This window comes from Marinobacter sp. (assembly GCF_041984545.1).
GTDB lineage: Bacteria > Pseudomonadota > Gammaproteobacteria > Pseudomonadales > Oleiphilaceae > Marinobacter.
On record NZ_JBHIXV010000006.1, the window covers coordinates 27,867 to 52,984 of the forward strand.

At 61.3% G+C, this 25,118-nt stretch carries 25 protein-coding genes; 16 read left to right on the forward strand and 9 right to left on the reverse strand.

What is annotated here, in order from left to right:
- From ACFC20_RS04365 to lpxC, 5 genes are all read left to right on the forward strand, one after another.
- Positions 1 to 972 (forward strand): D-alanine--D-alanine ligase, encoded by a 972-nt coding sequence (locus ACFC20_RS04365; protein ID WP_375192021.1) that lies wholly within the window; start codon positions 1 to 3, stop codon positions 970 to 972.
- A complete protein-coding gene (locus ACFC20_RS04370) occupies positions 965 to 1,804 on the forward strand; it encodes a cell division protein FtsQ/DivIB (RefSeq protein WP_375191938.1) in 840 nt (279 codons plus the stop codon). Before ACFC20_RS04365 ends, ACFC20_RS04370 begins: the two co-directional genes overlap by 8 nt.
- A gap of 36 nt (positions 1,805 to 1,840) precedes the next feature.
- Positions 1,841 to 3,076, forward strand: coding sequence for a cell division protein FtsA (gene ftsA / locus ACFC20_RS04375; RefSeq protein WP_008176504.1), 1,236 nt, complete (start codon positions 1,841 to 1,843; stop codon positions 3,074 to 3,076).
- Between the two features lie 97 nt (positions 3,077 to 3,173).
- Positions 3,174 to 4,331 (forward strand): cell division protein FtsZ, encoded by a 1,158-nt coding sequence (ftsZ, locus tag ACFC20_RS04380; RefSeq protein WP_091991813.1) that lies wholly within the window; start codon positions 3,174 to 3,176, stop codon positions 4,329 to 4,331.
- Between the two features lie 210 nt (positions 4,332 to 4,541).
- Positions 4,542 to 5,456, forward strand: coding sequence for a UDP-3-O-acyl-N-acetylglucosamine deacetylase (gene lpxC, locus ACFC20_RS04385; protein WP_375191939.1), 915 nt, complete (start codon positions 4,542 to 4,544; stop codon positions 5,454 to 5,456).
- A gap of 11 nt (positions 5,457 to 5,467) precedes the next feature.
- On the opposite strand, the gene ACFC20_RS04390 is transcribed toward lpxC, so the two are convergent.
- Complete coding sequence (locus ACFC20_RS04390; protein ID WP_375191940.1) at positions 5,468 to 5,914, reverse strand: DciA family protein; 447 nt, start codon at positions 5,912 to 5,914, stop codon at positions 5,468 to 5,470.
- 213 nt (positions 5,915 to 6,127) lie between these two features.
- Here ACFC20_RS04390 and ACFC20_RS04395 point away from each other — a divergent pair, with 213 nt between their 5' ends.
- The 6 genes from ACFC20_RS04395 to ribA all read left to right on the forward strand — a co-directional run bounded on the left by ACFC20_RS04395 (position 6,128) and on the right by ribA (position 13,565).
- The gene (locus ACFC20_RS04395; protein ID WP_375191941.1) at positions 6,128 to 7,081 is read left to right on the forward strand and encodes a M23 family metallopeptidase; all 954 of its coding nucleotides are present in this window, start codon (positions 6,128 to 6,130) and stop codon (positions 7,079 to 7,081) included.
- Between the two features lie 178 nt (positions 7,082 to 7,259).
- A complete protein-coding gene (gene secA / locus ACFC20_RS04400) occupies positions 7,260 to 9,998 on the forward strand; it encodes a preprotein translocase subunit SecA (RefSeq protein WP_375191942.1) in 2,739 nt (912 codons plus the stop codon).
- A 115-nt stretch (positions 9,999 to 10,113) separates the two neighbouring features.
- Positions 10,114 to 11,331, forward strand: a complete 1,218-nt coding sequence (argJ, locus tag ACFC20_RS04405) for a bifunctional glutamate N-acetyltransferase/amino-acid acetyltransferase ArgJ (RefSeq protein WP_375183329.1) — start codon at positions 10,114 to 10,116, stop codon at positions 11,329 to 11,331.
- A 13-nt stretch (positions 11,332 to 11,344) separates the two neighbouring features.
- Positions 11,345 to 12,346 (forward strand): Nudix family hydrolase, encoded by a 1,002-nt coding sequence (locus ACFC20_RS04410; RefSeq protein WP_375183330.1) that lies wholly within the window; start codon positions 11,345 to 11,347, stop codon positions 12,344 to 12,346.
- The gene (gene moaC / locus ACFC20_RS04415; protein ID WP_091991799.1) at positions 12,334 to 12,816 is read left to right on the forward strand and encodes a cyclic pyranopterin monophosphate synthase MoaC; all 483 of its coding nucleotides are present in this window, start codon (positions 12,334 to 12,336) and stop codon (positions 12,814 to 12,816) included. Before ACFC20_RS04410 ends, moaC begins: the two co-directional genes overlap by 13 nt.
- Before the next feature lie 134 nt (positions 12,817 to 12,950).
- Positions 12,951 to 13,565, forward strand: coding sequence for a GTP cyclohydrolase II (gene ribA / locus ACFC20_RS04420; RefSeq protein ID WP_230707817.1), 615 nt, complete (start codon positions 12,951 to 12,953; stop codon positions 13,563 to 13,565).
- 81 nt (positions 13,566 to 13,646) lie between these two features.
- Here ribA and dxs read toward each other — a convergent pair whose 3' ends face one another.
- The 4 genes from dxs to ACFC20_RS04440 all read right to left on the reverse strand — a co-directional run bounded on the left by dxs (position 13,647) and on the right by ACFC20_RS04440 (position 17,732).
- On the reverse strand, positions 13,647 to 15,578 hold the full coding sequence (dxs, locus tag ACFC20_RS04425) for a 1-deoxy-D-xylulose-5-phosphate synthase (RefSeq protein WP_375191943.1): 1,932 nt from the start codon (positions 15,576 to 15,578) through the stop codon (positions 13,647 to 13,649).
- 174 nt (positions 15,579 to 15,752) lie between these two features.
- Entirely contained in the window at positions 15,753 to 16,649 is an 897-nt protein-coding gene (gene ispA, locus ACFC20_RS04430; protein WP_375191944.1) for a (2E,6E)-farnesyl diphosphate synthase, read from the reverse strand.
- Positions 16,649 to 16,903, reverse strand: a complete 255-nt coding sequence (locus tag ACFC20_RS04435; RefSeq protein WP_375191945.1) for an exodeoxyribonuclease VII small subunit — start codon at positions 16,901 to 16,903, stop codon at positions 16,649 to 16,651. Before ACFC20_RS04435 ends, ispA begins: the two co-directional genes overlap by 1 nt.
- A gap of 55 nt (positions 16,904 to 16,958) precedes the next feature.
- Positions 16,959 to 17,732, reverse strand: coding sequence for an NRDE family protein (locus tag ACFC20_RS04440; RefSeq protein ID WP_375192022.1), 774 nt, complete (start codon positions 17,730 to 17,732; stop codon positions 16,959 to 16,961).
- Between the two features lie 94 nt (positions 17,733 to 17,826).
- On the opposite strand from ACFC20_RS04440, the gene ACFC20_RS04445 reads away from it, so the two are divergent.
- Genes ACFC20_RS04445 through ACFC20_RS04460 form a run of 4 tightly spaced genes read left to right on the forward strand, consistent with a single transcriptional unit; the run spans position 17,827 to position 20,796 of the window.
- Positions 17,827 to 18,624: a sulfite exporter TauE/SafE family protein gene (locus ACFC20_RS04445; protein WP_375191946.1), complete on the forward strand. Its 798-nt coding sequence runs from the start codon at positions 17,827 to 17,829 to the stop codon at positions 18,622 to 18,624.
- A 10-nt stretch (positions 18,625 to 18,634) separates the two neighbouring features.
- Positions 18,635 to 19,420, forward strand: a complete 786-nt coding sequence (lgt, locus tag ACFC20_RS04450) for a prolipoprotein diacylglyceryl transferase (RefSeq protein ID WP_375191947.1) — start codon at positions 18,635 to 18,637, stop codon at positions 19,418 to 19,420.
- A complete protein-coding gene (locus ACFC20_RS04455; RefSeq protein ID WP_375191948.1) occupies positions 19,420 to 20,259 on the forward strand; it encodes a thymidylate synthase in 840 nt (279 codons plus the stop codon). Before lgt ends, ACFC20_RS04455 begins: the two co-directional genes overlap by 1 nt.
- A 21-nt stretch (positions 20,260 to 20,280) precedes the next feature.
- A complete protein-coding gene (locus tag ACFC20_RS04460) occupies positions 20,281 to 20,796 on the forward strand; it encodes a dihydrofolate reductase (protein ID WP_375191949.1) in 516 nt (171 codons plus the stop codon).
- Here the strand turns inward: ACFC20_RS04460 and ACFC20_RS04465 are convergent.
- The gene (locus tag ACFC20_RS04465) at positions 20,775 to 22,292 is read right to left on the reverse strand and encodes a DEAD/DEAH box helicase (RefSeq protein ID WP_375191950.1); all 1,518 of its coding nucleotides are present in this window, start codon (positions 22,290 to 22,292) and stop codon (positions 20,775 to 20,777) included. The genes ACFC20_RS04460 and ACFC20_RS04465 overlap by 22 nt on opposite strands.
- A 205-nt stretch (positions 22,293 to 22,497) precedes the next feature.
- On the opposite strand from ACFC20_RS04465, the gene ACFC20_RS04470 reads away from it, so the two are divergent.
- Positions 22,498 to 23,286 carry an acyl-CoA thioesterase gene (locus ACFC20_RS04470; protein ID WP_375191951.1) on the forward strand — a complete coding sequence of 263 codons (789 nt, stop codon included), beginning with the start codon at positions 22,498 to 22,500 and terminating at the stop codon, positions 23,284 to 23,286.
- A gap of 48 nt (positions 23,287 to 23,334) precedes the next feature.
- Here ACFC20_RS04470 and ACFC20_RS04475 read toward each other — a convergent pair whose 3' ends face one another.
- The 3 genes from ACFC20_RS04475 to ACFC20_RS04485 form a co-directional block, all read right to left on the reverse strand.
- Complete coding sequence (locus ACFC20_RS04475) at positions 23,335 to 24,234, reverse strand: haloalkane dehalogenase (protein ID WP_375191952.1); 900 nt, start codon at positions 24,232 to 24,234, stop codon at positions 23,335 to 23,337.
- 144 nt (positions 24,235 to 24,378) lie between these two features.
- Positions 24,379 to 24,627 carry a hypothetical protein gene (locus ACFC20_RS04480; protein WP_375191953.1) on the reverse strand — a complete coding sequence of 83 codons (249 nt, stop codon included), beginning with the start codon at positions 24,625 to 24,627 and terminating at the stop codon, positions 24,379 to 24,381.
- A 75-nt stretch (positions 24,628 to 24,702) separates the two neighbouring features.
- Positions 24,703 to 25,053 carry a hypothetical protein gene (locus ACFC20_RS04485; protein ID WP_091991771.1) on the reverse strand — a complete coding sequence of 117 codons (351 nt, stop codon included), beginning with the start codon at positions 25,051 to 25,053 and terminating at the stop codon, positions 24,703 to 24,705.
- Positions 25,054 to 25,118 lie beyond the last annotated feature (65 nt).

Genomic DNA, 25,118 nt, shown 5'->3' on the forward strand with positions numbered 1-25,118 from the left:
ATGCATCATCCCGAACCCCAGGCCTATCAGGCCGATCCCGAGCTGGTCCGGGCCTTCGGGCGCGTGGCCGTGTTCATGGGCGGGGATTCGGCAGAACGGGACGTTTCCCTGAAAAGTGGCAAGGCGGTTCTGGCGGCGCTGGTATCCGCAGGGGTTGATGCCTTTGCCGTTGACGTTCAGGGATGTTTACTTCGAACCGTCGATAACCCCGATTTTGACCGGGTCTTTATCGCCCTCCACGGGCGCGGCGGGGAGGACGGTACGCTGCAGGCGATCCTGTCCCAGGCGGGCATTCCCTATACCGGGAGTGAAATGATGGCCTCCGCTCTGGCCATGGACAAGCTCAGAACCAAATACGTGTTCGAGGGTTGCGGCTTGCCGACGCCGAAATTCCGGACCATGTCCGATGTCGGGCAGGCCGAACAGATACTGAAGGAGTTGAAGGCCCCGCTCAGCGTGAAGCCTTCCCGGGAGGGCTCCAGCATCGGTATCCGCAAGGTGCACACCGCAGCGGAACTGGTTGATGCCTACGAGGCGGCGGCTGCCCTGGACAGCATGGTGCTGGTAGAGGAATGGGTTGAAGGGCCGGAGTTTACCGTCAGCCTGCTGCAGGATCAGGCCCTGCCGGCCATCGGGTTGAGTGCCAGCACCGAGCACGTGTTCTATGACTACGAAGCCAAGTATCTGGCCGACGACACCCGGTACCGCATTCCCTGTGGTCTGGCCCCGGAGGACGAAGTCCGCCTCCAGCACCTGGCGCTGGAAGCGTTTCGGGTGGTGGGCTGCCGCACCTGGGGTCGCGTGGATGTTATGCAGGACAGCGACGGGCAGTTCTGGTTGCTGGAGGTGAATACGGTACCGGGTATGACCGATCACAGCCTGGTGCCCATGGCGGCCAGGGCCGCCGGCATCTCTTTCGAGGAACTGGTGGTGCGGATACTCAAGGACACGCTGGAGGGCAGCGATGTTTGAAACAGTGCTGATCCGGAGCCGGGCGACCCCGCCCGAGCCGCCACGGCGTCGGGGGGCCACCTCCCTGGAGCCTGAGCGGGACCGGTTTGGCCTGTTGCGAGGCGTGCTGGCCGCAGTGCCCTGGCTCCAGGTGGGGTTGGGCGCGGTGATTGTTCTGCTGGCCGGGCTGGTGCCCTGGGGGACCGGCAAGGTTCTTACCGCCATGGACCAGCAGATCCTGGCGGTGGATGTGAAAGGGAACTTTGTAGGCGACAGCCGGGTGGCGATCGAGAGAGCGGCCGGTAACTGGATTGGCAAGAGCTACTTCGCTACTGATCTGTCCGAAATCAAGGCCAGCCTGGAACGCCGGCCCTGGGTGGAATCCGCAGCGGTTCGCCGGGTGTGGCCGGATCGGCTGGTGATCGACATCCGGGAGAAAAAGCCGCTGGCCTACTGGACCGACGGTCGCCTGGTCAGTCGTACCGGCCAGCTGTTTGCTCCTCCCAACCCGGAGGTGGCCGGGCCGCTGCCGCGACTGGCCGGGCCCGATGAGCGGGTGCGGGATGTGATCGCCATGGCGCGAACCATGAGCGACCGGCTGGTGGCCCGCGGGCTTGGCTTCTCCGGCCTGGCGCTGGAGCATCGGGGCGCCTGGACGCTGCAGCTGGCCAACGGCATTGAGGTAGTTCTTGGTCGTGATCAGGTAGAGCAGCGCTTTGAGCGATTTATGACAGTTTATGAAAACCGGCTGGCGGCACGATCGAATGAAGTCAGTCGGGTGGATGCCCGCTACACCAATGGGGTAGCGGTCCAGTGGAAGGCCGAAGCGGAAGCTTCCGGCCCGAAATCCTAGCAACGGTTTGTTCAGACCTACGGTTTGGTGAAACACATGTCATCGGTTGAAACGGAAAACATGATTGTCGGCCTCGATATCGGAACCTCGAAAGTGGTCGCGATCGTCGGCAAGCGCAAGATGGACGGCACCATCGAAGTGGTGGGCATTGGTTCCCACCCGTCCCGGGGGCTGAAGCGTGGTGTGGTGGTGAATATCGAGACCACCGTCCAGGCGATCCAGCGCGCCGTGGAAGAAGCTGAGCTGATGGCCGGGTGCCGCATTCATTCGGTGTATGCCGGGATTGCCGGCAGCCACATCAAGAGCCTGAACTCCCACGGCATCGTGGCCATCCGCGACCGTGAGGTGACCCAGGCCGACATCGACCGGGTGATCGACGCAGCCCAGGCGGTGGCGATTCCGGCCGACCAGAAGATCCTGCACATTCTGCCCCAGGAGTTCGTGATTGACAGCCAGGAAGGCATCAAGGAGCCCATGGGTATGTCTGGCGTGCGTCTGGAAGCGAAAGTGCATCTGGTGACCTGTGCCGTGAACGCGGCCCAGAACATCGAGAAGTGCGTGAAGCGCTGCGGTCTGGAGGTGGACGACATCATCCTGGAGCAGCTGGCATCCAGCCACGCCATCCTCACCGAGGATGAGAAGGAGCTGGGGGTCTGCGTGGTGGACATTGGCGGCGGCACCACCGATATCGCGGTGTTTACCGGAGGCGCCATTCGCCACACCGCGGTGATCCCGATTGCCGGCGACCAGGTCACCAACGACATCGCCATGGCGCTGCGCACACCCACGCAGAATGCCGAAGAGATCAAGATCAAGTATGCCTGCGCACTGACCCAGCTGGCCGGCGCCGACGAGACCATCAAGGTGCCGAGTGTTGGTGACCGTGCCCCGAGGGATCTGTCGCGGCAGGCGCTGGCCGAGGTGGTGGAGCCCCGTTATGAGGAGCTGTTCACCCTGGTTCAGTCCGAGCTTCGTCGATCGGGATTTGAAGACCTGATCCCGGCGGGCATCGTTATCACCGGCGGTTCCTCCACCATGGAAGGGGTGGTGGAACTGGCCGAGGAAATCTTCCACATGCCGGTACGGTTGGCCTGTCCGCAGGCGGTCTCCGGCATGACGGAAGTGGTCAACAACCCCATCTACGCCACTGGCGTCGGGCTGTTGATCCATGGGTTCCGCCAGATGGATCTTGGGCGGGCACCGGTGCTCAAGGGTGAAGATGCACCCTCGCTGTTTGAGCGCATGAAAGCCTGGTTTACCGGTCATTTCTGACGGTATCCCGGGAGGCAGTACACGAAGGTATCTCGAAAACACAATCTCGAACAAACAGTCTGGAAAAGGCTGAAAACAGCACGAAGGAGTAGGGGAAATGTTTGAACTCGTCGATAATGTCCAGCAAAACGCTGTCATTAAAGTCGTCGGTGTTGGCGGAGGCGGCGGCAACGCCGTGCGTCACATGCTCAACAGCGACATCGAAGGTGTGGAATTTATCTGCGCCAATACCGATGCCCAGGCCCTGACCGACCTGGACGCCCGCCAGATCATCCAGTTGGGCGGCAATATCACCAAGGGGCTGGGCGCTGGTGCTAACCCGGAAGTGGGGCGCCAGTCCGCACTTGAAGACCGTGATCGCATCGCCGAGGCGCTCAAAGGTGCCGATATGGTGTTTATTACCGCGGGCATGGGCGGCGGTACCGGCACCGGCGCGGCACCCATCGTGGCCGAAGTGGCCCGCGAACTGGGTATCCTGACCGTTGCCGTGGTCACCAAGCCGTTCATGTTTGAAGGTGGCAAGCGCATGAGCGTCGCCGAATCCGGTCTCAAGGAGCTGGAGGAAAGCGTCGACTCGCTGATCACCATTCCCAACGAAAAACTGCTGGCGGTCATGGGCAAAAAGACCAGCCTGCTGGATGCCTTTGCCGCCGCCAACGATGTTCTGCTGGGCGCGGTGCAGGGTATTGCCGACCTGATCACCCGCAACGGTATGATCAACGTCGATTTTGCAGACGTGAAGACGGTGATGTCCGAGATGGGCATGGCGATGATGGGTACCGCGCGGGCCACTGGCGAGAACCGTGCCCGGGAAGCGGCCGAAGCCGCCGTTCGCAGCCCGCTGCTGGAAGATATCAACCTGCAGGGCGCCAAAGGCATCCTGGTCAACATCACCGCCGGTATGGACCTCAACCTGGGCGAATTCTCCGAGGTTGGCGACATTGTGCGTGAGTTTGCCTCAGACTCCGCCACCGTTGTGGTCGGTACCGTGATCGATCCGGAGATGACCGACGAGCTGAAGGTGACCGTTGTGGCAACCGGCCTGGGTGGTGATCGCGAGAAGCCGACCAAGGTGGTGGATAACACCCGAACCCTGGATGGCAAGACCGATTACAACCAGCTGGATCGTCCGGCGGTGCTGCGTCGTCGTGCGGTGTCTCACGGCAACGTCGCGATCGACCAGAGCAAGGACAGTGAGGAGCAGGGTGTCGATTATCTCGATATTCCCGCATTCCTCCGTCGGCAGGCTGACTGATAACGTGTCGCACTTGTGATCCGGTTACGCTCCGGGTTCGAACAACGGACCCTGTGAGCCGGCCAGTGCGAGCATTGACTGCCCGATATCGTTGTGGATGAACAAATGGCAACGATAGGTTGGTTAAATGGTATTCAGTCTTGCTTTCTGGTATCCTCCGGGCAGATTTTTGCCCAGAATATCGCCATTTTGTGACGGAATTATGTACCGATGATCAGACAACGGACCCTCAAGAACACCATCCGTGCCACCGGAGTTGGTTTGCACTCAGGTGAAAAGGTGTACCTGACACTCAAGCCGGCCCCGGTGGACTCGGGAATTGTTTTCCGCCGCACCGATCTGGACCCCATGGTCGAGATCCGTGCCTGTGCGGAGAACGTGGGTGAGACCATGCTGTCCACGACGCTGGTAAAAGACGGTGTCCGTGTGGCGACGGTAGAACACCTGCTGTCGGCCATGGCTGGTCTCGGCATTGATAACTGCTTCGTCGAACTGAGCGCAGCGGAAGTGCCGATCATGGACGGCTCTGCCGGTCCGTTCGTGTTTCTTCTGCAGTCCGCCGGCATTGCCGAGCAGGACGCGGCCAAGCGTTTCATTCGCATCAAGCGTGAGGTAACGGTTGAAGAGGGCGACAAGAAGGCCACCCTGCTGCCTTTCGAAGGCTTCAAGGTGAGCTTCGGCATCGACTTCGATCACCCGGTGTTCAAGGGGCGCGCCCAGACCGCGACCGTTGATTTCTCCAGCACCTCCTTTGTTAAGGAAGTGAGTCGTGCGAGGACCTTCGGGTTCATGCGGGACATCGAGAAGTTGCGGGCCATGAACCTTGCGCTTGGTGGTAGCGTTGACAACGCCATCGTTGTGGATGACTACAAAATCCTCAACGAGGACGGCCTGCGTTACGACGACGAATTTGTGAAGCACAAGCTGCTTGATGCCATTGGCGATCTTTACCAGCTCGGCAACAGCCTGATTGGTGAGTTCCGTGGTATCAAATCCGGCCACGACCTGAACAACAAGTTGCTGCGCAAGCTTCGGGCTGAAGAGGATGCGTGGGAAGTGGTGACCTTTGACGACGAGGCCACTGCCCCGATTTCCTACATGAAACCCGTGCTGGCGGCGGGCTGAAGCAGGAAGCTTCAGTCCCGGACGTGGCTCGCGAGTTTTTCGAGAACCTCGCGTAAGGCTTTATCCTTCGTGTGCCCGGCTTCCTCTTTGAGGAGCCGGGCATTTTCTTTGCTCAGGGGCTCTTTTTTACGAACAGGTTTTTCCCGAAACCTGGGTGGGGCCACCTTGACCTTCAGCTTCCAGGTAAACCGGAACAGCTCGATGTTACGCACGGCCTCGAGGATTTCATGCTGGCGGAAGCGAATCTGACTGGCTTTTCCCGCGGTTTCTGCGGTCAGTACCAGTTCGCCATCCGTACAACTGACAAAACGTACCCCGCCGGCGAGCTCCGCGGGCATGGCGGCCAGAACCTCTTGCTCCGCCTGGCGGTGCAGCTCCGCCCGGGCCACCAGATCCCTGAGTACCGGGGTTCTGCCGAGCTTGTCGAAGGTCATTTTCTGATCGCTTTTTCCGTTCATGGTGCTTTTTTGCTCGACGGCTCCGATTACGATTGGTTACACTTCGGCACGGTTTGTGCGTAGTGCCTGCATTGGACTCGTTTTACATTGTGTCAAATGAGTATGTCTACCGGGCGCTGCAATTTTTTCAGTATGTAGCTGTTGCCAAAGGATGGCAGACCCACTCGGAATATTCCGGGGCGCAACGCTACAGGAGGTGGTTGCGGCTCAACGATGAAACCAGATGACGATATGAACATTATTCTCGTTGGCAAAAACCACGGAAAGTCTCGTGTTTTGTCGATCAATGGGGCCCGCGCAGGCGCTCTTCTTGTCTTGGTGATGTCTCTGCTGATCGGGGCCGGCTGGGCCGGATATCAGGTTGCGGTCCAGCAGGCCAGTGCCGAACAGCCCAGTGAATCCGAATTGGTGGCGGACTGGCAGTTGCGCCTGTCTGAGCAGAAAGCCGACCTTGCGCGTCTCCGAGAGAACGTGCAGCAGCAGGTGGACGCGCTGACACTGAGGCTGGGTGAAATCCAGGGTCGCCTGTTGCGGCTGGACGCCCTCGGTCAGCGGTTTGTCGAGTCTGGCCTGGTGGCCAGTGACGAATTCGATTTTGATCAGCCGGCGGCCGTTGGTGGCCCCGAGGACACGCTTTCGGGTGAATCCTATTCCGCACCGCAGCTGACCCGCATGATCGCGGAAATGGAGCAGCGGATCGAGGACCGGGAGCAGCAGCTCCGGTTGCTTGATCAACTGGCCTCTACCCAGCGCCTGGAGGATGAGCTTTACGTTGAAGGGCGCCCGATTACCTGGGGCTGGCTGTCTTCGAAGTACGGCTACCGTTCCGATCCTTTCACCGGCAAACGCACCTGGCATGCCGGGGTGGATCTGGCAGGAAAAGAAGGTAGCGACATTATATCGGTTGCCGGTGGCGTGGTGACCTACGCCGGTGAGCGCTACGGCTATGGCAACCTGGTTGAAATCGACCACGGCGATGGCCTCATTACCCGGTATGCCCACTGTAAGACCGTCAAGGTTGCTGTTGGTGATGTGGTGCAGAAAGGGCAGGTGGTTGCCCTGATGGGAAGCACCGGTCGCTCCACCGGCCCCCACGTTCATTTCGAGGTTATCCGGAACGGCAAGTCCGAGAATCCGGAAACCTACATCAAGCGCGCCAGCCGCTGATCCTATTCCCACCAGTTCCGGTTATCTAGCGCCAGCAGTGATCCCAGGCCGGTTTTCCTGTCAGGAAGCCGGCTGGTTCCGCAGCACAAACTCCCTCGTGTGCGGCCTGCCTTTTGTCCTGTTACAAAATAAGGTTAGAATGCCGGCTTCCTCCGTTTAATCAAAGAAGCAGTGGTCTATGTTCACAAAGCTTGCAACCAAGATGTTCGGCAGTAAAAACGCCCGTGAAATCAAGAGAATGCGCAAGGTTGTCTCGCGCGTTAATGAGCTTGAGGAACAGTACGGCAATCTGTCCGACTCCGAGTTGCAAGGCAAGACCGCGGAGTTCCGCCGCCGCATCGATGAAGGCGAAAGCCTCGACGCGCTCCTGCCTGAGGTCTTCGCGACAGTGCGAGAGGCCGGTCGCCGGGTCATGGGCATGCGTCATTACGATGTTCAGCTGATCGGTGGTATTACTCTGCACGAAGGCCGCATAGCCGAAATGAAAACCGGTGAGGGCAAGACCCTCGTGGCCACGGCTGCCGTTTATCTCAACGCCTTGCCGGGCAAGGGTGTGCACGTGGTTACCGTGAACGACTACCTCGCCCGCCGGGATGCCGAGTGGATGGGCAAGCTGTACCGGTTCCTTGGGATGCAGGTGGGTGTTGTCGCGTCGGGGCAGCCTGCGGAGGAAAAGCGCGCCGCTTATCAGGCAGACATCACCTACGGTACCAACAACGAGTTCGGCTTTGATTACCTGCGCGACAACATGGCGTTCAGCACCGAAGACAAGGTTCAGCGCGGCCTGAACTACGCCATCGTCGACGAGGTGGACTCGATCCTGATTGATGAGGCCCGTACACCGCTGATTATCTCCGGTGCCGCGGAAGACAGCTCAAAGCTGTATCAGGCGATAAACGAACTGATTCCAAAGCTGGAGAAGGGGGAAGTGCCGGAAGAGGGTGAGCCTACCGGCGACTTTACCCTCGACGAAAAATCCCGACAGGTCGAACTGACCGAAAGCGGCCATGAGAAGGTAGAGCAACTGCTGCTGGACAAGGGCCTGCTGGACGAAGGCGAAAGCCTGTATTCCGCCGCCAACCTGAGCCTGCTGCATCACGTGCATTCGGCGCTGCGGGCGCACCACCTGTTCCAGAAGGATGTTGACTACATCGTCCAGGGCGGACAGGTGGTCATCGTTGACGAACACACCGGCCGTACCATGCCGGGGCGTCGCTGGAGTGAGGGTCTGCATCAGGCCATCGAGGCAAAGGAGGGTGTCAGGATCCAGGCCGAAAGCCAGACCCTGGCCTCCACAACCTTCCAGAACTACTTCCGTCTGTACGACAAGTTGGCCGGCATGACCGGCACCGCCGATACCGAAGCCTTCGAATTCCGCCAGATCTACGGCCTGGATGTGGTCGTCATCCCACCGAACAAGCCGATCCAGCGGGTCGACTATAACGATCTGGTGTATCTCACCCAGGAAGAGAAGTTCCACGCCATTATTGATGAGATCAAGGACGTGACCGCCGAGGGCCGGCCTATCCTTGTGGGTACGGCGTCCATCGAGGCTTCCGAGCTGCTGTCCATGCTGCTCAAGAAGGCCCGTATCGAACACAAGATCCTGAACGCCAAGCAGCACGAGTCCGAGGCCCATATTATCGCCCAGGCCGGGCGGCCGGGCGCAGTGACCATCGCCACCAACATGGCAGGTCGGGGTACCGACATCGTGCTGGGCGGTAACTGGGAGCACGAAGTGGCCGCCATGGACAACCCGACCGAGGAAGAGGTTGCCCGGGTAAAGGCGGCGTGGACCGAGCGCCACAACCAGGTGCTGGAAGCCGGTGGTCTGCACATCATCGGTACCGAGCGTCACGAATCCCGTCGGATCGATAACCAGCTTCGCGGCCGGGCAGGCCGTCAGGGCGACCCCGGCTCCTCTCGTTTCTTCCTGTCACTGGAAGACAATCTCATGCGCATCTTCGCCCCGGATCGCGTCAAGAGCCTGATGCAGGCCATGGGCATGAAGAAAGGCGAGGCCATCGAGCACCGCATGGTGACCAATGCCATCGAGAAATCCCAGCGCAAGGTGGAGGGCCGCAACTTCGATATGCGGAAAACCCTGCTGGAATACGACGACGTGGCCAACGACCAACGGACGGTGATCTACGACCAGCGCAACGAGGTGATGTCCTCGGATGACATTTCCGAGATGGTCAAAACCATCCGGGAGGATGTGGTAGACGCGCTGATCAGCGAGTACATTCCGCCCCAGAGCATGCCGGAGCAGTGGGACGTGGCTGGCCTGGAATCCCAGCTGCAGTCGGAGATGGCGATCGATCTGCCGATCCAGAAGTGGCTCGAGGAAGACAGCAAGCTGTACGAGGAAAACCTGCGTCAGAAGATCCTCGACGAGATCGTTGCCGCCTATGAGGCCAAGGAAGCCATTGCCGGTTCCGAGGCTATGCGCAAATTCGAGAAGCAGGTGTTCCTGCAGGTGCTGGATACGCTCTGGAAAGAGCACCTGTCCAACATGGACCACCTGCGTCGCGGTATCCATCTGCGTGGCTATGCCCAGAAGAACCCCAAGCAGGAATACAAGCGCGAAGCCTTCAACCTGTTCGAGGACATGCTGGAGACCATGAAGCGGGATGTTACCCGTGTTCTCTGTCACGTGCGTGTCCAGAGCCGCGAAGAAATGGAAGAGGTGGAGCGCCGTCGCAAGCAGGAGCTTGAACAGGAGCTCGCCCGTGCCCGTCTGCGTCACGATCAAACCAGCGCCGCGGCCGAGAGCCAGGGCGAGGGTGAGGCCGAAGGTGGGCGTCCGTCGACGCCGGAAACCTTTGTGCGTCAGGAGCGCAAGGTGGGGCGCAACGAGCCCTGTCCCTGCGGGTCCGGGAAAAAGTACAAGCAGTGCTGTGGCAAGGTCAGCTGATACACAACACTGACCCAGAATCCGGAACCCGCACTCTGCCGGCGAACGTTGGCGGGCTGCGGGTTTTTCCGTTCTGGTCAGGTGGATTCCGTTTTTGCAAAAGAGGAGTGGCATAATGGCGGTAGGTCCGGAAACCTTACCCGAGTTTCATCCGGTGGCCGGTCTCCGGCTTGGCATTGCCAGCGCCGGGATCAAAAGGCCGGGGCGCAAGGATGTGGTGGTCTTCGAGCTTGCCCAGGGCAGCCGGGTGGCCGGTATCTTCACGAAGAACCAGTTCTGCGCCGCGCCGGTTACGCTCAGTCGCCGTCACCTGGCCGAAGCCGCTCCCAGATACCTGTTGATCAATACCGGTAACGCCAACGCCGGAACCGGTGCCCGCGGCCTGCATGACGCGGAGGCCTGTTGCCAGGCGTTGGCAAGTCAGGCGGGTGCGCGAGATGTGGAGATCCTGCCGTTTTCCACCGGCGTGATTGGTGAGCCGCTGCCGGTTCAGAAGATAGTCTCGGCCCTGCCCGAGGCTCTGGCCGATCTGCGGGAAGACCGCTGGGCAGAGGCAGCACGGGGAATCATGACCACCGATACCCGGCCCAAGGGCGCCACTCGCAAGGTAACCCTGGGAGATCACACGGTTACCATTTCCGGGATCAGCAAGGGTGCCGGAATGATTCGCCCGAACATGGCCACCATGCTCGGCTTCATCGGCACCGACGCACGTATCGAGCCTGCGCTGCTCCAGACCCTGGCCTCGGAGCTGGGTGAAAAGTCGTTCAATCGCATCACCATTGATGGCGATACCTCCACCAATGACGCCTGCATGCTGGTTGCAACCGGCCAGTACGGCGGCCCGGAAATCACGGCGGACAGTCCGCAGCTGCCGAAGCTGCGGGAGGCGCTTGAGTCCGTCTACCTGGAACTGGCCCATGCCATTGTCCGGGACGGCGAGGGAGCCACCAAGTTTGTTACCATCGACGTGGCCGGCGCAGCGTCTCAGCAGGAGGCGCTGGATGTGGCCTACACTGTCGCTCACTCACCGCTGGTCAAGACCGCGCTGTTCGCTTCGGATCCGAACTGGGGGCGCATTCTGGCGGCCGTGGGGCGGGCCGGTGTCGAGAACCTCGATCTGGCGGCCCTGGAAATTTACCTGGGCGATGTCTGTCTCGTACGCAACGGCGGGCGAGCCGAGGATTATTCGGAAGCTCGTGGCCAGGCGGTCATGAACGGTGAAGAAATTACCATCGCCATCGACCTCAAGCGCGGTAATGTTCGCGAAACCGTGTGGACCTGTGATTTCTCCCACGACTACGTGACCATCAACGCCGAATATCGCACCTGAGTGGCCCGGAAGCATGACCAGTAAGCTAGTTCATGTTGCGGTCGGGGTCATCGAACGATCGGGGCGCGTACTGATTGCCCGGAGGCCTGATCATGCCCACCAGGGTGGTTTGCTGGAGTTCCCCGGGGGCAAGGTGGAACCGGGCGAGACGGTGCAGCAGGCCCTGGTGAGAGAGATTCACGAGGAAACCGGTCTGAGGCTGTCAGAGTCCGGACTTACGCCTGTTATCACCATCCGTCACGACTATGGCGACAAATGCGTGTTGCTGGACGTCTGGCGCACCACAGACGCCGACGGCGAGCCGGTAGGGCGGGAAGGACAGCCTGTGGAATGGCGTTGTCCGGAAAGCCTGTGTGACGAGGAGTTTCCGGCGGCCAATCGACCGATCATCCGCGCCCTGCGTCTGCCTGCGGCGCTGGCGTTGACCGGCACCATCGGCTCAGTGGGCCAGGGTGTGTCTTGCCTGGCTCAATCCCTGACCGGGCAGCCGCCGGCTCTGGTGGTGCTAAGGGCGCCGTCGCTGGAGGAGGCTGACTATCGTCAGTTCGCTCGGGAAGCGGTGGCGTTGGCGCAGGCGAACCGGGTCGATGTGCTCGTGCACGGTTCGCCGGAGCGCTGCGGGCAGACACCAGGCGCCGCCGGTTTGCATCTGCCGTGGCGGGAGGCGGAGAAGCTATCGGAGCGGCCGATTCCGGCGAGCAGCTGGCTCGGGGTTTCCTGTCACTCGGCCGAGCAGCTCGCCCACGCCGAATCCCTGGGCGCAGACTACGCAGTACTGGGGCCCGTGTTGCCGACCCCCAGCCATCCGGGCGAATCCGGTATGGGCTGGTCGCGGTTCGCCGATCTGGTGGCAGCGGCGAGGCTTCCGGTCTACGCGCTCGGGGGCATGAGCACTGGCCATCTTGAGATCGCCCGGCGCCACGGGGCCCAGGGCATCGCGGGCATTGGATTCTGGTGGCAGGATGACTGCCAACACCAGCTAGCATCAAACGGGAGACAGCAGTGGCAAAATTGACGCATCTGGATGAGAAGGGCGAAGCCCGGATGGTAGACGTGACCGACAAGGCGGTCACGGAACGGGAAGCCAGGGCCGAGGCGACCATCCGAATGGCGCCCGCCACCCTGAAAATGATCATCGATGGCGAACACCCCAAGGGCGACGTACTCGCCACGGCGCGCATTGCCGGCATTATGGCGGCCAAGAAAACCCACGACCTGATTCCCCTCTGCCACGCGCTCAACCTGACGTCGGTGAAGGTCGAGCTGACGCCCGGCGAAGACGGCGCCTCGGTGTACATCCTCACCCGCTGCAAGCTGTCTGGCCAGACCGGCGTCGAGATGGAAGCGCTGACTGCGGCCAGCGTTGCCGCACTGACCCTGTACGACATGTGCAAGGCCGTGGACCGTGGCATGGAGATTGATGCTGTCCGACTGCTTGAGAAAAAAGGCGGTCGCAGCGGGCACTGGGTGGCCGGTCATTCCTGATCTGGCGTGATGCTGCGCTCGTAAGTGTTGGTTACTGAGACCACGCCGGAGGAGCGACAGTGGATAGACTACGCCAAGCGGGCGGGCCCGTGATAGAATGCGCGGCCCGATTGACTGAACCACGAGGAAGCACTGTGGCTGTTCGTTACATCCAGACCTGCCGGCTGCCGACCCCGTTCGGGGTATTCGACATGCACGGCTTTGAGGAGCCGGATACCGGGAAGGAGCACGTTGCCCTGACTCTGGGCGATCTGGACAGTGACGAACCGATGCTTGCCCGCACCCACTCCGAGTGTCTTACCGGTGACGCCCTGTACAGCATGCGCTGTGACTGCGGCTATCAGCTGGAAGAAGCGCTGCGCAGCATTGCCCGCGAAGGACGTGGCATTCTCATGTACCTGCGCCAGGAAGGTCGGGGCATTGGCCTGCTCAACAAGATCCGCGCCTATCACCTGCAGGACCAGGGCGCCGATACGGTTGAAGCCAACGAGCGCCTGGGCTTCGCCGCAGACCTGCGGGATTACAGCATGTGCAAGGACATGCTGGAGCACCTGGGTATCAAGAGCCTGCGGCTGATGACGAACAATCCGCGGAAAGTCAAAGCGCTGTCGTCCTACGGTATTGATATTGCCGAGCGTGTGCCACTGCATGTGGGCCGTAATCCGCACAATGAGCATTATCTCGACACCAAGCAGTCGAAGCTTGGCCACTGGCTGGAGACCCATCAGGACGACGATCCTGAGGTGTAGGGTCCGTAACCAATGGCGCAGAAAAAAGCCCGCTCAACAGGCGGGCTTTTTTTGTGGCGGCTGGCGTCTCTTCGGATGCCGCTATTTGACTACTTTCAGGTTCTGGTGACTGAGCTGCTCCAGCCGGTCGCGGATGGCAGCTTCAATGCCCGCCGCATCCAGGCCACACTCTGACAGCAACTCGCCGTGCTTGCCGTGGTCCATGAATGTGTCCGGCAGTCCCAGTTGCAGTACCGGCATGGACACCAGGCGGCTGTTGAGAAACTCGGTGACCGCGCTGCCCGCACCGCCGGCAACGGCATTCTCTTCCAGGGTCACCAGAACATCGTGCTGCTCGGCCAGCTCCAGCACTAACTCCTCATCCAGGGGTTTGACGAAGCGCATATCAGCCACGGTGGCGCCGAGCGCCTCTGCAGCCTCCAGGGCCGGCGCCAGCAGCGTGCCAAAGTTCAGTATGGCGACGTTCTTACCATCCCGGATACGGCGCCCCTTGCCGATCTCAAGCGGTGTCAGTGCCTGTTCGATGGTCGCGCCGGGCCCGGTTCCCCTGGGGTAGCGTACCGAAGCGGGCCCGTCGTACAACATGCCAGTCTGCAGCAGCTGTCGGGTTTCGTTTTCGTCCGAGGGCGTCATCACCACCATGTTAGGGATGCAGCGCAGGTAGCTGATGTCGAACGCTCCTGCGTGCGTGGGGCCGTCCTCGCCCACCAGGCCGGCGCGGTCGATGGCAAACAGCACGTCCAGATTCTGGATGGCCACGTCGTGTATCAGCTGGTCGTAGGCCCGTTGCAGGAAAGTGGAGTAAATGGCCACCACCGGCTTGGCGCCATCGCAGGCCAGGCCGGCCGCGAGGGTGACGGCGTGCTGTTCGGCGATGGCGACATCGAAATAGCGGTCGGGAAACCGTTGCGAAAAGGCAAGCAGATCCGAGCCTTCACACATGGCCGGCGTGATGCCCACCACGCGCTCGTCCTGTTCAGCAGCATCGCACAGCCACTGGCCGAAGACATTGGCGTACTTGGGCCTGGCGGCCTTGGGTTTGACCGGCTCGGGCTTGCTTGGCGGCACCGGTTCGATCTTGTTGATGGCGTGATAGCCGATCGGGTCTGCTTCGGCTGGCGCAAAGCCCTTGCCCTTGGTGGTCACCACGTGGAGGAATTGCGGGCCTTCCAGTTCGCGGATGTTTTCCAGGGTTTCGACGAGCAGAGGCAGATCATGGCCGTCGATGGGGCCAATGTAGTTGAAGCCAAGCTCCTCGAACAGGGTGCCCGGGGCAATCATGCCCTTGAAGTGCTCCTCGGTTTTTTTGGCCAGGGCCATCAGGTGGGGCGCTCCCTGCAGTACCTTCTTGCTGCTGTCGCGAACCTGATTGTAGGTTCGGCTTGAGAGCAGTTTGGCGAAGTAGTTCGACAGCCCGCCCACGTTCCGGGAAATCGACATGTCGTTGTCGTTGAGGATCACCAGCATGTCGGCATGCAGGTGGCCGGCGTGGTTCAGGGCCTCGAACGCCATGCCGGCGGTCATGGCGCCATCGCCGATAACGGCAATGCTCTTGCGGCCGGTCTTGTGCAGACGGGCCGCGATGGCCATGCCCAGTGCCGCGCTGATGGAGGTGCTGGAATGACCCACGCCGAAGGTGTCGTACTCGCTTTCGGCCCGTTTCGGGAAACCCGCCAGGCCTCCCTTGCGGCGAATGCTGCCCATGGCCTCCCGGCGGCCGGTCAGGATCTTGTGCGGGTAGGCCTGGTGGCCCACGTCCCACACCAGGCGGTCGCGCGGGGTTTCGAAGACATAGTGCAGGGCAACGGTCAATTCGAGCACGCCCAGGCCGGCGCCGAAGTGGCCGCCGGTCTGGCCCACGGACCACAGCAGAAACGCCCGGAGCTCCCGGGCCAGCTGGGTCAGCTGCTCTGGCGCCAGTTCTCGTAGCTGGGCGGGTTCATCAATCCGGTCCAGCAACGGTGTGTTGGGCCGTTGCGACGGGATTTCCTTGAAAGTGTATGTGTCCTGCATCTGCTCGGGTCTTTCCGGTACGTTCCGTAACTGCCTGGCATTATAAGGGAACAGGGGAGGCTGTTTCACACAAACAGGGCCAGTTGTTACGAAAATGTTGATGTCCAGTGTGCGCCTTTCCGGCGCCAGCATTCAATGGTGAGACCTCAATGCACAGAACTCGGTCGAGAGAACTCAGTGGTTCCGCGCCACCACGTAATCGGCCATGGCACGAAGTGGGTCGGCTTCAGGGCCGAACACGGCCAGGCTTTGCTGGGCGTTGTCCAGCAATTCGGCAAGGCGAGCCCGGGCGCCATCAACGCCAAGCAGGGCGGGGTAGGTGGGCTTGGCCCTGGCGGCATCAGAACCCTGTCGCTTGCCAATCACCTGAGTGTCTCCCTCGATGTCCAGCAGATCATCCTGCACCTGAAACGCCAGGCCCAGGGCTCTGGCGTATCCGGCCAGGGCCTCGAGGTCCTGTTCCCGCGTCCGGGGGCTTGAGAGAGCGCCGATACGGACACTGGCTTCAATCAGGGCGCCGGTCTTGTGCCGGTGCATTACTTCCAGCTGCGCGAGGGTCAGGGTCTTGCCCACGGCCTCCAGGTCGATGGCCTGGCCGCCCACCATGCCACCGTGGCCACTGGCCCGGGCAAGCTCGCGGACCATGGTAAGCCGGGCGGATTCGGACGGCCCTGTGGCATCGGCAAGCAGGCCAAAGGCCAGGGCCTGCAGGGCGTCGCCGGCCAGAATGGCAGTAGCTTCATCAAAGGCAATGTGGGTTGTGGGACGGCCCCGGCGCAGGTCATCGTCGTCCATGGCCGGCAGGTCGTCGTGTATCAGTGAGTAGGCGTGGATCAGTTCCACGGCGCAGGCCGGGGCGAGTGCGTTGTCCCCGGTGTCGCCGACTGCCCGGGCGGCTGCCAGGCACAGGGCCGGTCGAATTCTTTTGCCACCGCCAAGCACGCTGTAACGCATGGCGGCCTGCAAGCGATCAGAGGCGGATTCCCTGCTGATGCAGCGGTCGAGTTCCGCGTCTACCCGGGCCCGGCAGATCTCAAGAAAGTCTATCGCAAACGAGTTCTGTGCTGACATCACTCGGCATCATCCGGAGAGAACGGTCGCGTCTCGAGGCTGCCATCGCTGTTCTGCATCAACTGCTCCACCCGTTGCTCCGCGCTTTTCAGTGCCTGCTGGCATTCCCTGGTCAGTTTCACCCCTCGCTCGAAGGCGGTCAGAGACTGCTCCAGGGACAGCTCGCCCTGTTCCAGATCGCGAACCAGCTTCTCCAGCTCATCAAGGGATTTCTCAAAGTCGGCTATGGACGTGGTGCCTTGTTCACCGGCCATCAGGGACCCTCCGATCGGGTAACAGAATTTGGCGGATTATATCAGAGCCTGAGCGCTATCGCTGCCAGTGGAAGCGACGCCGTTCTCCGGCTTCGGCATCCGGACCCCAGGATTGCTCGGTAACCTGGATGTCGCCTGCGGCAGAGACGGTGACGATGGTGGTGGCGCGGGTGCCGTAGTCGGTGCCGGCGATAAATGGAGAAGACAGGAAGCGTTCGGTGTCCAGGCCCACGCCGGTGTCTGGCAACAGGCGGTCTGGTGCGGGGGTTGTGTCCTGGAGTAACGGTATCAGGCGACGATGCAGGCCCTCTGCATCGTCGCCTGCAGCCATGACGGTCTCGCCAACCGCTTCGCGAAGGCGAAGCAGCTTGGGCCAGGGCGTCTGGAGCAGGTGGTTGCTGAGACCGTAGACGCCGCGGTGAATATGACGCCCTGGATGGGCATCCCGGTTACTGTAATACCATCCACTTCGAGGCGTCAGATGGACCAGGTTAAAGCCGGAATACCGGTCGCCCCGGTTGTGAAGGTGGTCGGCAAGCTCCTCCCGGGAGCTCTCCACCGCCCGAAGCGGCAACTCCCCACGGCTGATGCAGCCGGTTTCCGAAGCACCTTCGCGCACGTTGGTCACGGCACTGACCTCGCCAGCGGAGGTCACGGCCAGCCAGGTTCCGCCGGACTGCAAATCGCGGCCCGCAAGGACCCGGTTACCGTTATTGGTGGTCCACCAGTCCATGGCGGCAGTGGGTCGCCGAAAAAATTCGTCCCGGTTGGCGGCAACCACCAGAGGGAAGTGACGATTCTGGCCCAGGGCGAAGGCAATCAGGCACATGGTGGCGGATGTCGCTCCCACAGTTAATGGTAATGAAGTTGACCGTTGCGCTGTGTATCATACCAGCCTTGGTTTTTCCGGGTGCCCCCTGTCCATGACTATTTTTTTCGTTCTTGCATCGTACCTTGCCCTCGGAGCCTTCGCGGGCACCCTCGCCGGCCTGTTCGGCATCGGTGGTGGTCTGATCATTGTGCCGGTGCTGATCTTCAGTTTTGACCTGCAGGGCATGGACCCGGATATCACCCCCCATCTTGCGGTTGGCACCTCCCTGGCTACCATCATGTTCACGTCGGTCAGCTCCATCCGGTCGCACCATCTCCACGGAGCCGTTCGGTGGGAACTGTTCCGCCCCATGGTGATCGGAATCGTCGTGGGTGCGCTGGCCGGGGCATGGACTGCGTCGCTGCTGAGTGGTCGGGCTCTTGAGCTTACCATCGGTGTTTTCGTGATTGTCATGAGTCTCAAGATGTTTTTTCAGGTGGATCCGAAGTCGGATCGAGGTCTGCCGGGTTCGCGAGGGCTGACCGTAGCGGGCGGGGGCATTGGCTGGGCCTCTGCCATCTTTGGCGTTGGCGGAGGTACGCTGACCGTGCCCTATCTCGTGTGGCGAAATGTGACCATGCAACAGGCGGTTGGCACCTCTGCCGCCTGCGGCTTGCCCATCGCCATTGCGGGTACACTCGGAAACATCTGGACCGGTTGGCAGAATCCGGCACTACCGGGGTTGAGCGTGGGCTTTATCTACCTGCCGGCCCTGGTTGGTGTGATTCTCACCAGCGTATTCTTCGCCCGTGTTGGCGCCAATCTGGCACACCGACTGAACGCCAATCGCCTGAAGCGAATTTTCTCCATCATGCTTCTGCTGGTGGGGCTCCGTTTTCTATTGAGCTGAGAGGTAGTTGATGCTGCAGCACCCCCAGATTGACCCGGTGGCCATCGCCATCGGCCCCCTGAAAATACACTGGTACGGTTTGACATACCTGGTCGGCTTTGTCGCAGGCTGGTGGTTGGGCCGCCTGCGCACCCGCAAGCCCTGGTCGCCGATCAATGAGGAACAGATGGGGGATCTGCTGTTCTATCTGGCCCTCGGCGTTATTCTCGGGGGCCGTTTCGGTTACGTGCTGTTCTACAACTTTGATGCCTTCCTGGCCGACCCGCTCTGGCTGTTCCGGGTATGGGAGGGCGGAATGTCCTTCCACGGCGGGCTGCTCGGCGTCATGTTTGCCATGTGGTGGTACGGCCGTAAGGTGGGTTGTGGTTTCTGGCGCCTAGCCGATTTTGTCGCCCCCCTGGTGCCGGTAGGCCTGGGAGCCGGGCGTATCGGGAATTTCATCAATGGTGAATTGTGGGGCAAGCCCACGGATGTGGCCTGGGGCATGGTGTTCCGAACCGCGCCAGACTCCCTGGCCCGGCATCCGTCCCAGCTCTACCAGTTTGCACTTGAAGGCGTGGCCCTGTTCGTGATTCTGTGGTGGTTTTCGTCCCGTCAGCGGCCAACCATGGCCGTGTCGGGGCTGTTTTTGATCGGTTACGGGGTGTTCCGGTTCATGGTGGAGTTCGTGCGTCAGCCCGATCCACAGCTGGGCTACCTCGCGTTTGACTGGCTGACCATGGGGCAGGTCCTGTCCGCTCCCATGATCGTCGCCGGCGCTGTCCTGATGTTCATTGCTTACCGGAGACAAGCTTGATGAAAGCCTACCTCGACCTGATGCAGGACGTTGTCGACAACGGGTTTGACAAGGGAGACCGGACCGGTGTTGGAACCCGGTCTGTGTTTGGCCGGCAGATCCGCTTCAACCTGCAGGAAGGTTTCCCCCTGGTGACCACCAAGAAGGTTCATCTGCGCAGCATCATCTACGAGCTGCTGTGGTTCCTGCGTGGCTCCACTGACAACACCTGGTTGCAGGAGCGGAAAGTGTCCATCTGGAACGAATGGGCACTGGAGAATGGCGACCTGGGCCCCATCTACGGCAAGCAGTGGCGCAGCTGGCAGTGCCCCAGCGGCGAGGTAGTCGATCAGATCAGCGAGGTGATCGAGCAGATCCGCACCAAGCCGAATTCAAGGCGTCTGATTGTCTCGGCCTGGAATCCGGCGGAGCTGCCGGACGAATCCATTGGCCCCCAGGACAATGTCCGCCAGGGTCGGATGGCGCTGGCCCCCTGCCATTGCCTGTTCCAGTTCTACGTGGCCGATGGCAGGCTTTCCTGTCAGCTGTATCAGCGCAGTGCGGATCTCTTTCTGGGCGTGCCCTTCAACATCGCTTCGTATGCGCTGCTTACCCACATGATTGCGCAGCAGTGCGACCTGGACGTGGGCGAGTTTGTCCACACCTTTGGTGACTGCCATCTTTACCAGAACCACCTGACCGACGACATTGTCTTCGAGCAACTGAAGCGCGAGCCCCGGCCGCTGCCAACGCTGGTGATCAAGCGCCGGCCGGCAAGTATCTTCGAGTACGAGCTGGAGGACTTCGAGTTTGAGGGCTATGACCCGCATCCGGGCATCAAGGCGCCCATTGCCATCTGACCGATCGAGACAGGCGAGCACATGAGAAAAGCATTGATCGTTGCCATGTCCCGCAACCGGGTCATCGGCCGCAACAACAAACTGCCCTGGTACCTGCCGGGCGACCTCCGCTACTTCAAGCAGGCCACCATGGGCAAGCCCATCATCATGGGGCGGAAAACCTGGGACTCCATTGGCCGGCCGCTGCCAGGCAGAATGAATGTGGTGATTTCGAGGAGTGAGGCATGGGAGGCACCAGCAGGCACCGTGGCCGCTGCGTCACTGCCGGAGGCCCTGGTAAAGGCCGAAGCTCAGGCGGAGCTCGAAGGGGGTGACGAGGTGATGATCATCGGTGGCGGGCAGATATACGCCGAGGCCCTGCCGATGGTGGATCGCATGTACATCACCCAGGTACACGCCGAGGTGGATGGAGATGCGTTCTTTCCGGAAGTGAACTGGGATGAATGGGAAGAAATCGGACGGGAGGATTTCTCCGCGTCCGACAACAACCCTTACGACTACAGTTTCGTGGTTTATCAGCGCTTGGCGTCGGCCTGACGCGGAGGGCGCTTGCCTGAGGGCTTGCCACCCTTGCCGGGCGCTTTTCCCTTGGCTCCGGGGCCACCACGACCTTTCTTGAAGCCGCCCTTGGGGCCCTTGCGATGCTCGCCCGGGCGACCACCCTTGCGATCGCGACGGGGCGGCGGAGTGGCGGAAACCACCGGCAGGGCATCTGGCTGCTCCAGTGGCAGTGATCCAGGCTGGGCGGCCTCCATCCAGCAGGCCAGGGCACCGGCTACCATGGCCATGTCCATTTCGTTGCGTTCGGCAATCTCGTCCAGCAGGGCCATGGTCTTGGCCAGCTTCTTGTCTTCGGCGAACGCCAGCAGCTGGGTTTCAAACTGCTGCTCGCGCATTTTCTTCAGTTCCACCGGCGAGGGCAGCTCGTAGGCCTGCATCGGGGAGTTGGTGGCGCGCTCAAGAGTGCGCAGCCAGCTCCGCTCCCGGGGCGTAACCAGCAGAATGGCCTTGCCCTCCCGACCGGCGCGGCCGGTGCGGCCAACCCGGTGGATGTAGGCTTCGGTGTCGTAAGGCACATCGTAGTTGATCACGTGGGTAATGCGCGGCACGTCCAGGCCGCGTGCCGCCACGTCCGTTGCCACGATAATGTCTTTCTTGCCGCGCTTGAGATCTTCCACCGTCTGTTCCCGCTGGCGCTGGTTCAGATCGCCATTCAGGGGCGCCACGGCATGGCCGCGAGCGGATAGCTTCTCGGCCAGCAGGGTGGTTTCCGCCTTGGTGCGCACGAAGATGATCGAGGCGTCAAACGGCTCCACTTCGAGGATGCGGGTCAGGGCGTCGAGCTTGCGCTCGGCGTAGACCGGCAGCACGAACTGGGCAATGCGCTCCACGGTGCGGGTTTCGCTCTCGATCCGCACTTCGGTGGCGTTCTTCAGATAAGTCTGGGCCACCTTCTTGATCTGTGGCGGCATGGTGGCCGAGAACAGGGCGCGCTGGCAGTTCTCCGGCGTCTTGGCAAGAATCGCCTCAACGTCGTCAATAAAGCCCATGCGCAGCATTTCGTCTGCTTCGTCCAGAACCAGTGCCTTCAGGTTGTCCAGCTTCAATGTGCCTTTGCGCAGGTGATCCAGCATCCGGCCCGGTGTGCCTACGATCACCTGGGCACCGCGGCGCAGCCCCTTGATCTGGGGGTAAAAGTCCTGGCCACCGTAGATCGGCAGCACATGGAAGTTGCGGAATCGGCTGGCGTAGGTGGTGAAGGCTTCTGCCACCTGGATGGCCAGTTCCCGGGTCGGTGCCAGCACCAGAATCTGGGGCTCGGCGATGGAGGCGTCGATCCGGCTGAGCAGGGGCAGGGCGAACGCGGCGGTCTTGCCGGTGCCGGTCTGGGCAACGCCCAGCAGGTGATTGCCCGCCAGCAGCGCAGGGATGGACTGCGCCTGGATGGGAGACGGGGTTTCGTAGCCAACGGCGGAGACGGCATCAAGGACGGCCGGATCAAGCCCCAGTTCGGCAAAGGTCAATTCAGACATGGATTTACTCGGAATTCGGGAGGTAGAGCATGGCCGGGCAATGGCCATGCATGATGTGGGCGCAGTATAGCGGTTTTGTCCAGCTTTTTGTATGAAAAACCAATTCCGTCGCGTAGGTAGTTGCCGGGGATGCGCCGTTGCGTTGTCGGCGGATATTGGGCAATCTTGCTCCTTATCCCGATAGGTTGCTAACAGGAAACACACGATGACTTTTGATGAGTTGTTACAGGCCGCCGACAGCGGCCAGCCACTGGCGATGCCCAAAAGCTGGTCACAGGGGCGGGCGACCTTTGGTGGTCTTACGGCAGCGCTGGTGTTTGAACGTATGGCGCAGAGGGTACCCAAGGATCGTGCCATGCGATCCATGCAGGTCTCCTTCGTAGGGCCGGTGGAGCCCGGGGTGCCAGCCAGCTTCGAAACAGACATTCTGCGTGAGGGGCGGGCGGTCAGCCAGGTGCAGGGCCGGATCATGCAGAACGGCGAGCCGCGGCTGGTGTGCCTGGCAAGCTTCGGCGGTGACCGGGAATCACAGGTGCAACTGGAGCCACAGCCTGCGCCGGACGCTTCCCCGGTAGACCAGTGCCCGAGCCTTGATCATATCCCGGGTGTGACTCCCGATTTCGTTCAGCACATCGAGATGCGCTGGGCGTTTGGTCACTTTCCCTTCAGTGGCAAGGGTGGGCGGGAAATGGGCGGCTGGATGCAGTTCCGGACCCCTCCCCGGACATTCACCGATGCTCACATCGTCGCGCTGGTGGATGCCTGGCCTCCGGCCCTGTTGCCTCACTTTGGCAAACCGGTCAGCGCCAGCTCCCTGAGCTGGGCGCTGGATATCCTGCACCCCAGGCCAGTCATCGAGCCGGGCGACTGGCTGCTGTACAAAGCGTCGATTGACCAGGCCGGCGCGGGTTATGGACATACCCAGGCCGGTATCTGGACGGCACGCGGCGAGCTGGTCGCGCTCAGTCGCCAGACGGTAACGGTGTTCGGGTAAGGTGCTCGGATAAGGTGCCCGGATAAGGTGTTCGGATAACGCCCCGCCTCAGGCGGCCAACTCCGATCTCAGGGCATCAATGACGATCCGGGCAAAGTCCTCCGGTGAATCTTCCTGGAGGAAGTGGCCACCCCGGAGTGTAATGTGGGGCTGGCCATGGGCGCCGGGAATGCGGCGTTGCATGGTTCTCTCGCCACCCCGGGTGATCGGGTCGCCGTTGCTGAAACAGGTAATAAAGGGCTTTTTCCACTTCTCGAGTACCCGCCAGGCGGCCTGATTGGCCAGGCTGTCCGGTGAGCCAGGTTCGGTTGGAACCAGTTTGGGGAACGCCCGCGCGCCAGCCTTGAACTCCGAGGACGGGAATGGCGCCTCGTAGGCGGCCAGTTCCGCCTTGCTCAGGGTGCGGTCAGTGCCTAACTGGACAATGCGACCAACCGGGAACCAGGGGCTATGGCTGGCAAACGCCTTCCATACGGAAAACACGGTCGGCACCGGCGTATCGCCGGTGGGCAGCATGCCGTTGCCTACGATGATACGGCTGAACCTCTGAGGGTGCTCGGCGGCGAGTCGCAGACCCAGGAGCGAGCCCCAGTTCTGGCACACCAGGGTGATGTTGCTCAGGTCAAGCTGTTCCAGCCAGCTCGCCAGCCAGGCCAGGTGCCGACTGTAACTGTAGTCTTCCACCGATGCGGGTTTGTCAGACTTGCCGAAGCCGATCAGGTCGGGCGCCAGCACCCGGTGTCCGGCACCGGCAACCGGAGGAATCATGTGTCGGTACAGGTACGACCAGGAAGGCTCTCCGTGCAGCATCACCACCGGTGAGCCGTCGCGCGGTCCCTCGTCGACATAATGCATCCGGAGGCCGGGCGCTACGTTGAGGTGGTGAGGAGCGAAAGGGTAATCCGGAAGGCCGGCGAAGCGGGCTTCATCGGTTCTCAGAATACGCATGCCATCGACTGTCCTGACTGATTGAATGCGTGATTGTCGGGCTTCCCGGCGGGTGTTTCAGCCCTACTACAATCGTCGAATATCAGGATAAATCAGATGGAACGTTACTGTGTTTGAGTTGCGTAACAGAGCGTTGTCTGTGTGTCAGGATGCGATGCCGAACAGACGCTCGGGGTTGTCGACGCGAGCCAGCGCCTGATCGCAGCAATTCACCGCGCCACAATCGTCGGCCGAGCACAGTCCGATGGTTCGGCACTCGATGTCCTGGTGCTGGTTGCCCTCGTTCCGGAAAATCCGGGCACGGGAGAGAATGGAGTGGCAATGGCCGCAGAGCAGAGTGGGAACGGCGCTGCCTTCGGCCAGAAGTGCTGTGTAATGTTGATGTTGAGTCATAGATAACCTCCTGCTTAATGCCAACATATGGGTCAAGTATGACATTTCAAAGTCGGATCGACGGTTAAATACGGTTCACCTGTCCGGATCGACCACCGGTCGCCGGTTCGAACGCTTGTCGTCCCAGTCCAGTTCCTTCGGGTCGTACCAGCCGATGGCCGTCAGTACCCGCTCCCGGGTCTGGGGTGACAGCGTCGGCCACAGGTCCTGGAAATCCTCCAGGCCGGCTTCCCGTTGTCGCTGCTGCTTGCTTTGCAACCGGTTGATGATCCGGGGCAGTTGCAGGGCCTCGCCCAACTGTCCGGGCACGATCACCTCCTGCCCGAGGACTTTGCGCCGGTGGGTTCTGGCCGCGAGCACCCGGCGCAGTTCTGTGGCGGCCTCAAGTGCCGATTCAACGGTAAAGGTTTCCAAATCCAATAACATTACCTGTCAGTTGGCTGATCAATAACCGACCACTATACCCCGAAGAGGGCTACAGTGGCCATGAC

What these genes read in the sequence shown, in the direction of transcription:
- ACFC20_RS04465 (WP_375191950.1), bottom strand. Translation starts at nt 22,292, where the DNA reads ATGTCTGAATTGACCTTTGCCGAACTGGGGCTTGATCCGGCCGTCCTT.
- ACFC20_RS04390 (WP_375191940.1), bottom strand. Translation starts at nt 5,914, where the DNA reads ATGAACGGAAAAAGCGATCAGAAAATGACCTTCGACAAGCTCGGCAGA.
- ispA (WP_375191944.1), bottom strand. Translation starts at nt 16,649, where the DNA reads ATGTCAGCACAGAACTCGTTTGCGATAGACTTTCTTGAGATCTGCCGG.
- ACFC20_RS04440 (WP_375192022.1), bottom strand. Translation starts at nt 17,732, where the DNA reads ATGTGCCTGATTGCCTTCGCCCTGGGCCAGAATCGTCACTTCCCTCTG.
- lpxC (WP_375191939.1), top strand. Translation starts at nt 4,542, where the DNA reads ATGATCAGACAACGGACCCTCAAGAACACCATCCGTGCCACCGGAGTT.
- ACFC20_RS04395 (WP_375191941.1), top strand. Translation starts at nt 6,128, where the DNA reads ATGAAACCAGATGACGATATGAACATTATTCTCGTTGGCAAAAACCAC.
- ACFC20_RS04370 (WP_375191938.1), top strand. Translation starts at nt 965, where the DNA reads ATGTTTGAAACAGTGCTGATCCGGAGCCGGGCGACCCCGCCCGAGCCG.
- argJ (WP_375183329.1), top strand. Translation starts at nt 10,114, where the DNA reads ATGGCGGTAGGTCCGGAAACCTTACCCGAGTTTCATCCGGTGGCCGGT.
- ACFC20_RS04485 (WP_091991771.1), bottom strand. Translation starts at nt 25,053, where the DNA reads ATGTTATTGGATTTGGAAACCTTTACCGTTGAATCGGCACTTGAGGCC.
- ACFC20_RS04435 (WP_375191945.1), bottom strand. Translation starts at nt 16,903, where the DNA reads ATGGCCGGTGAACAAGGCACCACGTCCATAGCCGACTTTGAGAAATCC.
- ACFC20_RS04460 (WP_375191949.1), top strand. Translation starts at nt 20,281, where the DNA reads ATGAGAAAAGCATTGATCGTTGCCATGTCCCGCAACCGGGTCATCGGC.
- ftsA (WP_008176504.1), top strand. Translation starts at nt 1,841, where the DNA reads ATGTCATCGGTTGAAACGGAAAACATGATTGTCGGCCTCGATATCGGA.
- ACFC20_RS04480 (WP_375191953.1), bottom strand. Translation starts at nt 24,627, where the DNA reads ATGACTCAACATCAACATTACACAGCACTTCTGGCCGAAGGCAGCGCC.
- ACFC20_RS04410 (WP_375183330.1), top strand. Translation starts at nt 11,345, where the DNA reads ATGACCAGTAAGCTAGTTCATGTTGCGGTCGGGGTCATCGAACGATCG.
- ACFC20_RS04445 (WP_375191946.1), top strand. Translation starts at nt 17,827, where the DNA reads ATGACTATTTTTTTCGTTCTTGCATCGTACCTTGCCCTCGGAGCCTTC.
- ftsZ (WP_091991813.1), top strand. Translation starts at nt 3,174, where the DNA reads ATGTTTGAACTCGTCGATAATGTCCAGCAAAACGCTGTCATTAAAGTC.
- ACFC20_RS04365 (WP_375192021.1), top strand. Translation starts at nt 1, where the DNA reads ATGCATCATCCCGAACCCCAGGCCTATCAGGCCGATCCCGAGCTGGTC.
- lgt (WP_375191947.1), top strand. Translation starts at nt 18,635, where the DNA reads ATGCTGCAGCACCCCCAGATTGACCCGGTGGCCATCGCCATCGGCCCC.
- dxs (WP_375191943.1), bottom strand. Translation starts at nt 15,578, where the DNA reads ATGCAGGACACATACACTTTCAAGGAAATCCCGTCGCAACGGCCCAAC.
- secA (WP_375191942.1), top strand. Translation starts at nt 7,260, where the DNA reads ATGTTCACAAAGCTTGCAACCAAGATGTTCGGCAGTAAAAACGCCCGT.
- ACFC20_RS04475 (WP_375191952.1), bottom strand. Translation starts at nt 24,234, where the DNA reads ATGCGTATTCTGAGAACCGATGAAGCCCGCTTCGCCGGCCTTCCGGAT.
- ACFC20_RS04470 (WP_375191951.1), top strand. Translation starts at nt 22,498, where the DNA reads ATGACTTTTGATGAGTTGTTACAGGCCGCCGACAGCGGCCAGCCACTG.
- ACFC20_RS04455 (WP_375191948.1), top strand. Translation starts at nt 19,420, where the DNA reads ATGAAAGCCTACCTCGACCTGATGCAGGACGTTGTCGACAACGGGTTT.